Below are 12,960 nucleotides of genomic sequence, written 5' to 3'. Positions count from 1 at the left end.
GTTAGTCCTTCTGGAGGGCCGTGATGGTTACGGCGTCGGGGGTTGTCTGGTGGACTGCAGGGACAGTGGAGCCCGGCAGCGAAGCAGCAGCGGCACCATGTGCCACGGCCTGACGAAGGCAGTCCTGCGCGGACCTGCCCTGGGTAGCGGCCAGCAAGTATCCGGCCAGCGCGGAATCTCCGGCGCCTACCGTGCTGACGGCCTTGATCGGCGGATGCGTGGCGAACCACGCGCCGTCGGCCGTCACCAGGACTGCGCCCTTGGAACCGAGTGTTGCGAGAACGGCGCCTACACCGCTGGCGACGACGGCGGCGGCGGCTTGGGCCGCTTTGGCTGGGTCCGCTTCCAGTTCGTCAGCCGTGGAGACGTTGCTGAGGCCCGCAGCGGCGGCGAGCTCGGCGAGCTCCTCAGCGTTGGGCTTGAGGAGATCCGGCTTCCCCACGGCCGCACCCCTCAGGGCGGCAGCGAGCGGGGCTCCGGAGGAATCGATGGCGATGCTCGGGGCAGCCGTGCCGTCGTTTCGCGAACGAAGCCGGCGGGCGATCGTGGCGTAGAAATCCGCAGGCACTCCTGGTGGGAGCGAACCCGCGAGAACCACCCAGCTGGCGCCACGGGAGCGCTCCAGCAGCAGCCCGATCAGGGCCTCCTGCTGTTCTGCGCCCAGCTCCGGGCCGGGTTCGTTGATCTTGGTGGTGACGCCGTCCGGTTCGGTGAGCGTCACGTTGCTGCGCAGCGCCTGGCCGATCGGCAGCGCCGCAAACGGCACACCGCCGTCGTGCAGTCCTGCAAGGACGGGGTCCGCATCCGCGCCCGGCAGCACCGCCACGGTCTCGAGGCCGGAGGCCACGAGCGCGCGGGAGACGTTGACGCCCTTGCCGCCGGACTCCTGGTGGACGGCGACGGCGCGCTGGACTTCGCCGCGGGCCAACGGGCCGGGCAGGTCCACCGTGCGGTCGAGGCTGGGGTTGGCGGTGAGCGTGACGATCATACGATCACCACATCGACGCCGGCATCGGCCAGGGCGGCCGACAGCTCTGCGGAGGGGGTGTTGTCTGTGATCAAAGTGTCCACATCTTTCAGGGCGGCGAACTGGACCAGCGTTTCGGCGTCCAGCTTGGAGGAGTCGGCCAGCACCACAACGCGGCGGGCAGACTTGACGAAGGCGGCCTTCACGGCGGCTTCTTCGGGGTCAGGAGTGCTGAGCCCGAACCCGGGGTGGATCCCGTTGGCGCCCACGAATGCAATGTCCGGGCGCAGCTTGTAGGCGGCTTCCACGGTGGCCTGCCCGACGGCGGCCTGGGTGAGTCCGCGGACGCGGCCGCCCAGGATCTGCAGGGCAATGCCAGGGGTGTTGGAGAGCTTGCCGGCGATGGGGATGGCGTGGGTGATGACCACGAGTTCGCCGTCCGGCCCGGCCGTGGTGTTGCGCTGGGCGAGGACCTCGGCCAGGGTCTCGGTGCTGGAACCGGCGTCCAGGAGGATGCTGCCCGATTCCGGGATCATGGCCAGGGCGGCGTCGGCGATCCGCAGTTTTTCGAGCTTCCGCTGGATGGTTCGCTCAAAGATGCTTTCCTCGCGGGTGCTGAGGCGGTCCGAGGAGACGGCCCCGCCATGGACGCGGCGCACCTTGCCTTCGGTTTCAAGGGCGGCGAGATCCCGGCGCACAGTCTCGGTGGTGATGCTGAAGCGGTCGGCCAACTCGGTGACGCTGACCCGGCCGCGCTCGCCGACCAGACCGGAAATGAGCTGTTGGCGCTCCTCAGCGAACACGTACCCTCCATTGCGTAGATTCAAGGCCGGACCATCCGTGACAGTCATCACATGATGTGGAATTGCTTGACTCTATCTTTGTTTGTGTTGGTAAGTCAATAGAAAACAACATAAACGCAGATTGCGACTTGGTGGGGAGGGTGGGTGGGTGGCGGGGGTGTGGGTTGGCGGGTGGGCTCGTGGTGGCCGGGCGGCGGATTCTGCTCAATCATTCGCGGATTGCCGATCCGGAGCCGCGGATTCCGGGCCCGGGGGAATTTGTCCATTCGAATGATTGAGCAGAATCGCACGCGGGCCTGGCTCACGCGAAGGCCGGGCGCGCCCGCCGCGGTCCGGCCCCTGCGCCACCGGCGCGGGCGCCCGCTAGGCTAGCCCCCATGGAAACGGTGGTCTGGTCCAAGCCCGAGAACGAGCGCGCGGGAACCCCGCTGCTGGTGATGATGCACGGCTACGGCACCGACGAGCAGCGGATGGTCAATCTGTTCCCGCAGTTGCCGGCCGAGTTCAGCTGCGCAGCGCTCCGCGGTCCCATGGAAATCGGCGACCATCATGGCTGGTTCCTCCTGGACTATTTCCTGTCCAACGACTTCGCCGATGTGATCACGTCCACTAACAAGGTCTTCGCCTGGATCAACTCCGTCAAGGACAACCACAGCAGCGTCAGCCTTCTCGGCTACTCCCAGGGCATGGCGATGGCCAGCACGCTCCTGCGCCTGCGCCCCCACGAATTCAAAGCCACGGTAGGCCTGTCCGGCTTCGTCCTCGAGAATGACCTCCTCGCGCTCAGCGAATCCTTCGACACCCCGCCACCGTTCTTCTGGGGCAGGGACAAGGCCGATCCCGTCATCAACGGCGACGCCATCGAATACACGGCTGAGTGGCTCAACGCCAACATGGCCTTGACGGCCCGGAGCTACCCCGGCATGGGCCATCGGATTGAATCCCCGGAACTGTCCGATGTAAGCGCCTTCCTGCGCCACTATGTCCTCCGCTGAGGGCCTGCGCCGAGCCCGCGCCGGCGCTCCACGCCCCACCCTCCCGGTGAGGCCCACGTCACAATTCCGCAATCAGTTGAAACCCCCTTGATTGTAAAAATTGTAAACGCTTACACTTTTTCGGACGGTGCATCACAGCACCGTGAATCCAACCGTGAATCCAGCAGAGAAAGGGTTGAGGCCGTGTTGCATGGTTAGGGCTCACCGCGCCACCATCCAGGACGTCGCTGTCCTGTCCGGATTGTCCATCTGTACCGTGTCCCGGGCGCTGCGGAATCTGCCGAATGTCTCGGAAAAGGCGCAGCGCCAGGTGGCCGACGCCGCAGCCAAACTCGGCTACAAGGCATCCTCGGCAGCGTCCCGCCTGGCCGGCGGCAGCACCGGGTCCATCGCCATCATCGCCCCTACGGCCACGGCATGGTTCTTTGCCCAGGCCGTGGAAGCGGCGGAGGAAGTGTTCGCGGACAGCGGCTACGACACCGTCTTGATCAGCCTCCGCAATAAGGCCAGCGTGCGCCGCAAGGTGCTGGGCGACCTCAGCGGCCTGGCGCAGCGGGTGGACGGCGTGCTCCTGCTGAACGTGGAGCTCAGCGACGATGAGATCGCGGACCTGCTGGCCTCCGGTCTGGCCGTGGCCAGCGTCGGGATGAGCAAGGTGCCCTGGGACAACGTGGGGATCGACGACGAACACGCGGCCTGGGCGGCAACCTCCCACTTGCTGGGGCTGGGCCACTGGGACCTGGCCGTGCTGGCAGGGCGCGAGACGCGCGGGAATTCCGTGCTCACCTCGGGCGACCGGCTCAAGGGCTTCGGCCGGGCCCTGGCCGAGCACCACCTCACGGTGCATCCGGACCTGGTCATCAGCGCGGACTCCAGCATCGACGGCGGTCGCCGGGCCATGACTGAACTCATTGCCCACCGCAGCGTGCCTAGCGCCATCTTCGCGGAGTGCGACGAAGCCGCGTTCGGTGCGCTCATGGCACTGCGCGAACACGGCCTCTCGGCGCCCAAGAACGTCTCCATCATCGGCATCGACGACCACCCTATGAGCTGGTTCCTGGGCCTGAGCACCGTGGCGCAGCCCGTGGCGGACCAGGGCGCCTTCGCCGCCAACCTGCTGTGCGAACGCCTGCAGAATCCGGGGGCCCCCCACCAGGCCGCCAACCACCTGCTGGACACCAAACTCATCGAACGCAAAACCACGCGCCGCAAGCGCTGATCGGACCACCGCATCATGACTGAACTCCGCACTTCCTGGACCGGCGCCGCCGCGCTGCTGTTCGACCTCGACGGCGTGCTGACGCCCACCGCCGTCGTGCACGAACAGGCCTGGCAGGAACTCTTTGACGGCTACCTCGCCGAGACCGGCCACACGCAGGACTACCAGGAGAGCGACTACTTCGACTACATCGACGGCAAGCCGCGCTTCGACGGCGTCCGCGACTTCCTGGCCTCGCGCGGCATCACCCTGCCGGAGGGCCCGGCGGACGACGACCCCGCCCACCCCACCGTGCAGGGGCTGGGCAACCGGAAGAACCTGATCTTCAACGAGATCGTGGAATCCCACGGGGTGGTGCCGTATGCCGGCTCCGTCCGCTTCATCGACGCCGCCCTCGCGCAGGGCCTGAAGCTCGCCGTCGTCTCCTCCTCCCGCAACGCCCCGGCGGTGCTGAAGGCGGCCGGACTGGACGGCTACTTCCCGGTGGTGGTGGACGGCCAGGTGGCCGCCGACGCCGGGCTCCCGGGCAAGCCGGACCCCGCCACGTTCGACTACGCGGCCGGGCTGCTGGACGTCCCGGCGGAAGACTGCATCGTCGTCGAGGATGCGGTGTCCGGCGTGCAGGCCGGCAGCGCCGGGCACTTCCGGGCGGTGATCGGCGTGGACCGCGGCGCGGGCCACCAGACACTGCTCGACGCCGGCGCAACGTTCGTCGTCGACGACCTCAACGACCTCCTCTGACCGGGCCTTCCAAGGAGCACCCCACCCATGGCACTCATCAGTTCCGACCGGCTGCGCTTCCCCTGCGAGCCCTGGAAGCTCGTGGAAAGCATCCACGTCCCCGGCGACGCCGGCACCCTGGAGACCCTTTTCGCGCTCGGCAACGGCCACCTTGGCATCCGCGGCGCCCACCCGAGCCACGGGGACGCCGAACTGCCCGGTACCTTCATCAACGGCTTCCATGAAACCTGGGACATCAAGCACGCCGAGAACGCCTACGGCTTCGCCCGGACGGGCCAGCGGATCGTGTACGTTCCGGACGCCAACAACTTCACCATCAGCATCGACGGGGAGCAGCTGTCCCTCGCCGAGTCGGCGGTGCAGGACTACCGCCGCAGCGTGGACTTCGCCACGGGCGTGTACGAATGCGCAGTTACGTGGGCCTGCCGCTCCGGCGCGACGGTCACCACGGTGGAACGCCGGGCCGTCGGCTTCGACTCCCGCGGCTGCCTCGGCATCGAGCTGTCCCTGACGGCGGACCGCGAGGTGTCCGCGGACATCACCTCCGCCGTCGTGAACCGGCAGGACCAGCCTGTGGAGGACCAGTCGGCCCACGACCCGCGCCGTGCCGGCAGGCACGCCGGCCGCGTCCTGCTGCCGCTGCACCTGCACGGTTCCGACGGTTCGCTGCGCCTGGCCTGGGAAACCGCGGAATCCCGGCAGCGCATCGCCATGGCCGTGGACCACTGGATCTCCGCCGATCAGCAGCCCTTCGAGACAGTGGTGGGGGAGGACGAGTCCACCGTCCGCTACGTCCTGGCAGTGGACGGCGGCGAGACATTCCGGCTGGAGAAGTCCGTCAGCTACGCTGTGGCCGGCCCGGATGCGGATCCCGGGCGCGGGGAGTCCTTGGCCGCCGAGGCCGAACTTGCCCTGGTAGCCGTCGGGACGGTTATTGCCCAAAGCGCAGCCCACTACGGGCAGTACTGGACCACGGCGGACATCCTGGTGGGCGGGCAGCCCGAGCTCCAGCAGGCCGTGCGCTGGAGTCTGTTCCAGCTGGCCCAGGCCACCGCGCGTGCCGGCGTCGCGGGCATCCCCGCCAAGGGCGTGTCCGGTTCCGGCTACGAGGGGCACTACTTCTGGGACCAGGAAATCTACCTGCTGCCCTACCTCACGTACACCAACCCCGGCGGGGCCAGGAAGGTCCTGGAGTCCCGGCACGCCATGCTGCCGGAAGCCCGCGTCCGGGCCAAGGAACTGAGCGTGGACGGCGCCCTGTTCCCGTGGCGCACCATCAACGGCCTCGAGGCCAGCGCCTACTACGCCGCGGGCACGGCCCAGTTCCACATTGCAGCGGCCATCGCCTTCGCGGCCAGGCGCTACGAATGGGCCACCGGCGACGCCGGCTTCCGCTCCGAGATGGGCGCCGACCTGCTGATCGAGACGGCGCGCATGTGGGCGTCCCTCGGCTTCTTCGGCAAGGACGGCCTCTTCCACATCCACGGCGTCACCGGCCCGGACGAGTACACGGCCGTGGTCAACGACAACCTCTACACCAATGTCATGGCCCGCTTTAACCTGCGCGCCGCCGCAGCTCTGGACCACCCCGGAATCACTGACACCGAGCGGCTCCTGTGGCGGCAGGCCGCCGAACGCATGTCCCTGCCCTACGACCCGCACATGAAAGTCCACGGCCAGGACAACGACTTCATGACCCTGGAGCCGTGGGACTGGTCCACGCCGCGGTCCAAGTACCCGCTCCTGCTGAACTTCCACCCGCTGGTGATCTACCGGCACCAGGTCCTCAAACAGGCCGACACCGTGCTGGCCATGTTCCTGCAGTGGCAGGACTTCACGGCCGAGGAAAAGCAGCGCGCCTTCGACTTCTATGACCCCATCACCACCGGCGACTCCACCCTGTCCGCCTGCGTGCAGGGGATCATGGCCGCCGAGGTGGGCTATTCCGACATCGCGCTCAAACACTTCACCGAGGCGCTGTTCATTGACCTGGACAACTTGCACGGCAACACGATCGACGGCGTGCACATCGCCTCCACCGGCGGGATCTGGAGCTCCCTCGTGTCCGGTTTCGCCGGCATGCGGGACCAGGGGGAGCTGCTCCATTTCGACCCGCGGCTGCCTGCGGAGTGGGACGGCCTGTCCTTCCGGCTCACGATCCGCGGCCGGCTGCTGGCCGTGGACCTCGCGCCCGGCGCCATCAGCCTCACGCTGGTCGAGGGAGCAGCGTTCGACGGCGGCCCGCTGGAGACCGGCCCGCTGGAGGTGAGCGTGCGCGGCCAGCGCGTCGTGGTCACGCCGGGCGGCGTGACGGTGCCGCTGGAGGCGGTCCCCGTGCCGCCGCCGTCGGTGTTCCCGAGCGTCTTCCCGACGGCGGGGCTGCCCATAGTGCGCCCGTAACCCCGCGCTTCCCCCGCGCAACTGGGTCGCAGCAGATGTCGTTTTGAAGCCTCAGAACGACTGTGGAGTCTCACGACTTAATAGACACTTATGTCTCATGACTTCGTGGACAGTGTGTCTCAGGACCTTGTAGACACTCGGGGCGGGTTTGCTCATGGTTCATGAGCAAACCCGCCCCGAAGATCTCTGTCCGTCATGCCGTGGCTACGTGGCCGGCCGATGCCCCGCGTGGTGCTGTGAGCGCGTTCTGCGAGGAACATGGGGTCTCGCGGGCCTGGTTCTACAAAGTCCGGGCAGCGGCTCAATGCGTGGGACCGCTGGTGCCTTGGAAACGAAGCGCCCGGTCCCGTCGACCAGCCCGGGAGCGACGGCGCCGGCAATGGTCGAACTCCTGCTGAGCACCCGGGCCGCGTTGGAAACCGACGGGCATGACTACGGTCCGTTGTCGGTGATCGCGAAGCTGTCCCGGCAAGGCTTCGCCCCGCCGTCCCGGGCGACGGTGGCCAGGATTTTCACCCGGGCCGGTGTCGTCATCCCGGAACCGCGGAAGAAGCCCCGCAGCGCCTACCAGCGGTTCGTCTACCCGCAGCCAAACGCCTGCTGGCAAATCGACGCCACCGAATGGCCGCTCGCCAACGGAAAGAAAGTCGTGATCTTCCAACTCCTCGATGACCACTCCCGCCTTGCCCTGGCCTCCCTGGTCGCCACCGGCGAAACGAGCGAGGCCGCGATCGCCATCGTGACCTTGGCCCTCGAACGCCACGGCGTGCCGGAGAAATTCCTCTCCGACAACGGCGCCGCACTGAACCCGAGCCGCCGCGGACGCACCGGGGCGCTCGTTGAGTTCCTCAAGGCCCATGGTGTGGAACCGATCACCGGCAGACCGGGCAAACCCACCGCCCAGGGCAAGAACGAACGCTTCCACAGCACCCTGCACCAGTACCTGCGGAAGCAGCCCCCGGCCGCGTCGATGGCCCTCCTGCAAGCCCAGGTCGACACCTTCGACCGCTACTACAACACCGAACGCGAACACCAGGCCCTGCCCGGGGGCCGGACCCCGCAAGAAGCCTGGGACGCGACACCGAAACACCGGCACCAGCCAGGCCGGACCCGGCCATCACCGTCCCGGCACAACGCCAAAGCCTCCAACGGCGCGTCACCAAAGGCGGGTCTCTTTGCAATTCCGATCCTCGGTGCGGCCGTCGTCGCCGCTGGAGTGCTGCTGATAGCGGGCTGGATAATTAATCCGCCTCAGTTCAGCATGCCCAGAATCGATGATGCCCCACGTCTTGTGGATACCCGCAGCTCGAACCCGGGCGGGTCAGGTGGAGGATCCTCGGTGCCGGTCCCGGCCTCGGAATTCCCGGCCGTGCATGTGCCCGGCGACATCTTCGTCTCCTACCCGAGTAGTTCAGTCTGGTCTGCAGGAGCAAACACCGGATACCAGGCTGCCTCGCCAGGGCCCTCGGTCTTCAGCTCGCCAGCCTCACGTCAAGGCGCACAATCAAGCAACAACCCGGGCGACGCGGACCCAGGACCAGCCCTCGCAGCCCAGAACGCCATCATGCACGCCGCTAGTGAGGAGGCCACCCGCACACTCGGCAAGGAAGGTCTCTCGACTGCTGCGGCGGCCCACTCCACCATTCTGGGACAGAACATGGGGGCGGCCGGAACGTCTCGACCAGCGGAGACCGCGGCGCACCACATCGTGGCCTGGAACGCGAAACGAGCCGCATCTGGCAGAGACGTGTTGTCCACATTTGGTATTGGCATTGATGACGCCGTGAATGGCGTCTTCCTACCGCGAAGTTCAAAGTCATCGAATCCTACGGGCGCTGCTGTACACTCTCGCATCCACACGAAGGACTACTATGAACAAGTGAATGACCTGTTGCAGGGTGCCTCATCGACCGATGAGGTAATTGATGCGCTCGATTATGTTCGCTCCCGATTGCTATCCGGCGGCTTCCCGTGACCGAAGCTTCTCATCCTGTGTACACGACAACGGCTTCAGACGGATATGAATGGGTGTTGCCTTTGGACAGCACCAACCACCGTCTCTTCCGTTCACTCTCGGGAAGTCCAGCGGAGAACTGGCAAGCGCCTGAAATGTACCTTCTAAAAAGCGACGAGGGTCAACAGTTCGCTCCGGCATTTCTGCCATGGTTGGCTAGTGGTCTACTGGTACTTCGAGACGAGGCAATCCAATCAGTAGGTGACCTCCTAAAGCCGTATGGTGAACTTTTGCCACTACGCTGCGCCGAAGCGGATCTTGCGTTGTTCAACCCGCTTCGGGCCATTGACGCATTGAACGAGGAAGAGTCGACCATAGTCCGATTCGGCTCTGGAAAAATCATGAACATCGAAAAAACCGTCTTCCACGGTGACCGGCTCAAAGGACTTGGCGCCTTTAAGCTCGCAAATTATCTCCAAGGCAAGCTCTACCTGAGTAAAGCCCTTACCATGAGCATCCAAGAAACCGGCTACGCCTCCGGAACGGACTTCAAACTAGTCACATGAGAAGCATCAGCCGTAGCAGGCTGATGCTACATTGCCGCAGGGACTGCCCCAGTTCGGGCCAGGACCAGAGCGTTTAGTCCCAGCTCACCGCACGCGAAGTCGGGTTCTCCCCCGGCCTGCCACGGCCGCCGACTACCAGTGCTACAGCTACGACCATGCCTCACGGCTGGCCGCCGTGTGGACACCGTCGGCGAAGAACTGCGCCACGGTCCCGGTCTCGACGGCCACCAGCATCCCGGGCCTGGGCGGTGTGGCTGCGTACGCGCAGACCTACACCTATACGGGGTTGCCGTAGTGCCTGGGAAAAATCGGGCGGATATGGTCGGCCGGTGGTGGTCCTAACCACCGTTGTCCGGGGTCAGAAGAGGGTGTCGCGTACCCGTAGCGGCCGGTAGCCGGTGGGGCCGAGTTGGGCCAGTTCGCCTTCGATGTCGACGTCGATGGCTCCGAAGAAGTTGATGTTCTCGCTATGTGCCGGGGAGATGTGGGCCAACACCTCTTCATCGATGCGCCGCCCGGTCCGGCGCATCGATTCCACTGCCAGGCCGTAGTATTCCGTTGTCCAGGTCACCACGGCGTTCGTGACGAGTGTGCGGCACCAGGCTTGTTCGGTTTGTTGTTCGAGGTGCCGGGCCCGGATGGTGCCTTCGTGGGCGTAGAGCAGATCCCGTTTCAGGGCGTGCAGCGACTCTCCCTTGTTCAGTTGCCGTGAGCTTGCGCCGGTAGGCCGGGTCGGCCAGGTAGCGGGCGGCGTAGATCGTGCGGCGCAGCGCCCCGTACTCCTTCAGCGCCGCGGCCAGCGCGTTCTGCCTGCCGGATGCTTCGACGCCCGCGGCACCGAGATCATCACGCACCCACGACCAGTGAAAGGCACCCGCTACATCGGAAACGGCAGACCCTCAGGCGTTGCAGCCGACCCCGCCGGCGCCCGCAGGAAACGAACAAAATACCCGCCCCTCACCGGCCGCCGGAAAACACCGAACAAGGAACTGTCCACGAAGTCATGAGACAAGAACTGTCCACACAGTCCTGAGACAGGAAGTGTCCACGAGGTCCTGAGACATGACAAAGCCTCAGAACGACATCTGCTGCTACCTAGTTGGGCTGAGGGACGGCTATTTGGGCGCGAAGTCCGTGGTGGTCAGGCGCAGCCAGAGCCAAAACCGTTTCTGAGGGCTCATGAACAGGGTCATCCTGCCCCAGGCCATGCGCGTCGTGCTGCCGCCCACCGGCAACCAGGTCATCTCGATGCTCAAGGGCACCTCGCTGGTCAGCGTGCTGGCCATCTCCGATCTGCTCTACTCGGCCCAGATCATCTACGCGAACAACTACCAGACCATCCCGCTGCTCATCGTCACGTCAGCAAGTCAGCACCGAGCTCGCCCCCAGCCCGGCAGGTCCCTACTCCCAGGCCATCGCCGCCAACGGATTCTTTTACACTGCGGGACAGACACCGCACCACCCCGTCACCGGGGAGACCGTGGGGATCACCATCGAGGAACAGACCATCCAGGCCATGAACAACCTGGGTGAGGTCCTCAACGCCCACGGCCTGGACTTCTCCCACGTGGTCAAGGCAACGGTGCACCTGCACCACCCCGGGCGGGACTTCGACGGCTTCAACGCCATCTACGAGAAGTACGTCGTTGCTCCCTATCCGGCACGAACCACCGTGGGCTCTTTCCTGGGCGACTTCCTGGTGGAGATCGACGTGGTCGCGGTTATCCCGTAGACCGCTGTAGCTGGTATTTGTGGTCGTTCGGAGGAACGACCACAAATACCCGTCAGCTTCGCGCTGTGGATGAGGTCTGGGCCAAGGATACTCGCGGTCATTAGACGTTCATCTGTTGAATGAGACGTTCAATTCTGTAAGAATCGTGGGACGAGCGCCAATGAAGGAGTCCCGCCATGCAGATCGCCCGAGCCTGCGGACCGGGATACCCGGCCCAGCGCGACGGACGGGCCTGAGCAAACGCCTTATCCGGCGTTGCCTGCTCCGTTCGGCAACTGCCCCGGCTGCAAGTAAGCTCCTGAAGACATCCACCACCCCGCACGGCAGCTAGCCAGGCGGGCACACTTTTTGAAAGGACACCATGGAAATGCTGTGGGAAATCGCCGGATGGGCAGGCGCAGTTCTGATCCTGACTGCATACCTGGCTGTCTCCATGGGTTGGCTGAAGGCGGGCAGGCGCTTCCAGACGGCAAACCTCATTGGCGCTTGTGCCTTCATTGTCAATGGCGCGGTCCACGAAGCATGGCCCTCCGTGGTCACGAATATCGCTTGGTTCCTCATTTCCGCCGTCGCGCTTCTTCGCATGCGTTCGGCGAGCCAACCGCCGGTAGCGGCCGTTGATGCTCCACAGGTTCAATTTCCCGGCGTCCCCGACACTACCGGCCAACTCGCTGTTGTTGAGGCGATTACCGCTGCCGTTCATGGCGACGTCGATGGCCGCAGGGCCGAGTGCCAGGCCAGTTTCCGCGACGGGCACGCTGAGGACTCCGGCCCCTTAAACGGCACTGCGGGAAAGCCCGCAACGAGCTTCCCCGCAGACGCGGTGTGAACTACGAGGGTTCAGTCCGCCCGGCCTTCCGCCACTTTGGTGAACGGCAGGACGAGCCGGGAGTGGTGGGCGGCGTCGCGGCCCTGATACGTGCATCCGCTGATGCTAGTCGGTTTCCGGACCCTGGCAGTAGGGGCACTGATCGTCGCAGTCCGGGCCCATTGACTCGGCGTTGACGGCTGCGAGGGAACCGACCAGCTGGGGACGGTTTTCCCTGCTCCGAGTGGTTTTGCGGTCCACCAGGGCTGTTCTGGATTTCATGATGGGATTCCTATGGGGTCAGGCCGAGGCTCCGACGGTCAGGGCAAGCGCCTCAGCGCCAGCGGATGCCACCGCATGGTCGTCTTCCACGGTGCTGCCACTGACGCCGATGGCGCCCACGATGACCCCGTCGATGGTCAGCGGCAGGCCGCCGGGGAAGGAGATCAGGCCGTCGTTGGATACCTCGATGCCGAACAGCGGTCCGCCGGGCTGGGACAGGGATCCGATGTCGCCGGTGGGCATATCGAAGTAGCGCGCCGTGCGGGCTTTCTTGATGGAGATGTCGACACTGCCCAGCCACGCGCCATCCTGGCGGGCGAACGCCTTAAGGTTCGCTCCGGCGTCGACGACTGCCACGTTCATGGCCAGTCCCCGCGCAGTCGCGTCAGCCAGGGCTGTAGCCAAAACGCGTTCGGCCTGCTCAAGGGTGATGTCAGTCATTGCTTGGTTTTCCTTTTGGTTTGGATTGAAAGATGTACGACGGCGGTTCGCG

At 65.6% G+C, this 12,960-nt stretch carries 12 protein-coding genes and 2 pseudogenes; 9 read left to right on the top strand and 5 right to left on the bottom strand.

Annotated features, from left to right (window positions below):
* Position 1 precedes the first annotated feature (1 nt).
* Together J1902_RS15225 and J1902_RS15220 are read right to left on the bottom strand one after the other, a co-directional pair.
* Positions 2-988 (bottom strand): 1-phosphofructokinase family hexose kinase, encoded by a 987-nt coding sequence (locus J1902_RS15225; protein ID WP_207617155.1) that lies wholly within the window; start codon positions 986-988, stop codon positions 2-4.
* Positions 985-1,770 carry a DeoR/GlpR family DNA-binding transcription regulator gene (locus tag J1902_RS15220; protein ID WP_207617154.1) on the bottom strand — a complete coding sequence of 262 codons (786 nt, stop codon included), beginning with the start codon at positions 1,768-1,770 and terminating at the stop codon, positions 985-987. The genes J1902_RS15225 and J1902_RS15220 overlap by 4 nt, the downstream gene beginning before the upstream one ends.
* Before the next feature lie 377 nt (positions 1,771-2,147).
* Between J1902_RS15220 and J1902_RS15215 the strand changes: the two genes are divergently transcribed.
* The 6 genes from J1902_RS15215 (at position 2,148) to J1902_RS15190 (ending at position 9,645) form a co-directional block, all read left to right on the top strand.
* On the top strand, positions 2,148-2,765 hold the full coding sequence (locus J1902_RS15215) for an alpha/beta hydrolase (RefSeq protein WP_207617153.1): 618 nt from the start codon (positions 2,148-2,150) through the stop codon (positions 2,763-2,765).
* A gap of 190 nt (positions 2,766-2,955) precedes the next feature.
* Positions 2,956-3,984, top strand: coding sequence for a LacI family DNA-binding transcriptional regulator (locus J1902_RS15210; protein ID WP_207617152.1), 1,029 nt, complete (start codon positions 2,956-2,958; stop codon positions 3,982-3,984).
* 15 nt (positions 3,985-3,999) lie between these two features.
* Complete coding sequence (locus J1902_RS15205) at positions 4,000-4,725, top strand: HAD family hydrolase (protein ID WP_207617151.1); 726 nt, start codon at positions 4,000-4,002, stop codon at positions 4,723-4,725.
* Positions 4,726-4,752: 27 nt separating this feature from the next.
* Positions 4,753-7,125 (top strand): glycoside hydrolase family 65 protein, encoded by a 2,373-nt coding sequence (locus J1902_RS15200; RefSeq protein WP_207617150.1) that lies wholly within the window; start codon positions 4,753-4,755, stop codon positions 7,123-7,125.
* Between the two features lie 379 nt (positions 7,126-7,504).
* On the top strand, positions 7,505-9,100 hold the full coding sequence (locus tag J1902_RS15195; RefSeq protein WP_207617149.1) for an AHH domain-containing protein: 1,596 nt from the start codon (positions 7,505-7,507) through the stop codon (positions 9,098-9,100).
* Positions 9,097-9,645 (top strand): hypothetical protein, encoded by a 549-nt coding sequence (locus J1902_RS15190; RefSeq protein WP_207617148.1) that lies wholly within the window; start codon positions 9,097-9,099, stop codon positions 9,643-9,645. Before J1902_RS15195 ends, J1902_RS15190 begins: the two co-directional genes overlap by 4 nt.
* Before the next feature lie 358 nt (positions 9,646-10,003).
* On the opposite strand, the pseudogene J1902_RS19425 reads toward J1902_RS15190, so the two are convergent.
* Positions 10,004-10,499, bottom strand: a pseudogene (locus tag J1902_RS19425) (Tn3 family transposase).
* Between the two features lie 325 nt (positions 10,500-10,824).
* Here J1902_RS19425 and J1902_RS19420 point away from each other — a divergent pair.
* The 3 genes and pseudogenes from J1902_RS19420 to J1902_RS15165 form a co-directional block, all read left to right on the top strand.
* Positions 10,825-11,007, top strand: a pseudogene (locus tag J1902_RS19420) (ABC transporter permease subunit); the annotation flags it as partial.
* Entirely contained in the window at positions 10,937-11,377 is a 441-nt protein-coding gene (locus J1902_RS15170; RefSeq protein ID WP_207617184.1) for a RidA family protein, read from the top strand. The pseudogene J1902_RS19420 and the gene J1902_RS15170, both read left to right, overlap by 71 nt.
* A 361-nt stretch (positions 11,378-11,738) precedes the next feature.
* Positions 11,739-12,206 (top strand): CBU_0592 family membrane protein, encoded by a 468-nt coding sequence (locus J1902_RS15165; protein ID WP_207617145.1) that lies wholly within the window; start codon positions 11,739-11,741, stop codon positions 12,204-12,206.
* 105 nt (positions 12,207-12,311) lie between these two features.
* On the opposite strand, the gene J1902_RS15160 is transcribed toward J1902_RS15165, so the two are convergent.
* Both J1902_RS15160 and J1902_RS15155 read right to left on the bottom strand, forming a co-directional pair.
* Positions 12,312-12,467 carry a hypothetical protein gene (locus tag J1902_RS15160; protein WP_207617144.1) on the bottom strand — a complete coding sequence of 52 codons (156 nt, stop codon included), beginning with the start codon at positions 12,465-12,467 and terminating at the stop codon, positions 12,312-12,314.
* An 18-nt stretch (positions 12,468-12,485) separates the two neighbouring features.
* A complete protein-coding gene (locus J1902_RS15155; RefSeq protein ID WP_207617143.1) occupies positions 12,486-12,908 on the bottom strand; it encodes a GlcG/HbpS family heme-binding protein in 423 nt (140 codons plus the stop codon).
* Positions 12,909-12,960 lie beyond the last annotated feature (52 nt).

It is taken from the genome of Arthrobacter cavernae (genome assembly GCF_017368795.1).
In the GTDB taxonomy this organism is placed as follows: domain Bacteria; phylum Actinomycetota; class Actinomycetes; order Actinomycetales; family Micrococcaceae; genus Arthrobacter; species Arthrobacter cavernae.
This window is presented reverse-complemented; position numbering and strand designations above follow the sequence as displayed.

What these genes read in the sequence shown, in the direction of transcription:
- J1902_RS15205 (WP_207617151.1), top strand. Translation starts at nt 4,000, where the DNA reads ATGACTGAACTCCGCACTTCCTGGACCGGCGCCGCCGCGCTGCTGTTC.
- J1902_RS15225 (WP_207617155.1), bottom strand. Translation starts at nt 988, where the DNA reads ATGATCGTCACGCTCACCGCCAACCCCAGCCTCGACCGCACGGTGGAC.
- J1902_RS15165 (WP_207617145.1), top strand. Translation starts at nt 11,739, where the DNA reads ATGGAAATGCTGTGGGAAATCGCCGGATGGGCAGGCGCAGTTCTGATC.
- J1902_RS15215 (WP_207617153.1), top strand. Translation starts at nt 2,148, where the DNA reads ATGGAAACGGTGGTCTGGTCCAAGCCCGAGAACGAGCGCGCGGGAACC.
- J1902_RS15155 (WP_207617143.1), bottom strand. Translation starts at nt 12,908, where the DNA reads ATGACTGACATCACCCTTGAGCAGGCCGAACGCGTTTTGGCTACAGCC.
- J1902_RS15210 (WP_207617152.1), top strand. Translation starts at nt 2,956, where the DNA reads ATGGTTAGGGCTCACCGCGCCACCATCCAGGACGTCGCTGTCCTGTCC.
- J1902_RS15195 (WP_207617149.1), top strand. Translation starts at nt 7,505, where the DNA reads ATGGTCGAACTCCTGCTGAGCACCCGGGCCGCGTTGGAAACCGACGGG.
- J1902_RS15200 (WP_207617150.1), top strand. Translation starts at nt 4,753, where the DNA reads ATGGCACTCATCAGTTCCGACCGGCTGCGCTTCCCCTGCGAGCCCTGG.
- J1902_RS15160 (WP_207617144.1), bottom strand. Translation starts at nt 12,467, where the DNA reads ATGAAATCCAGAACAGCCCTGGTGGACCGCAAAACCACTCGGAGCAGG.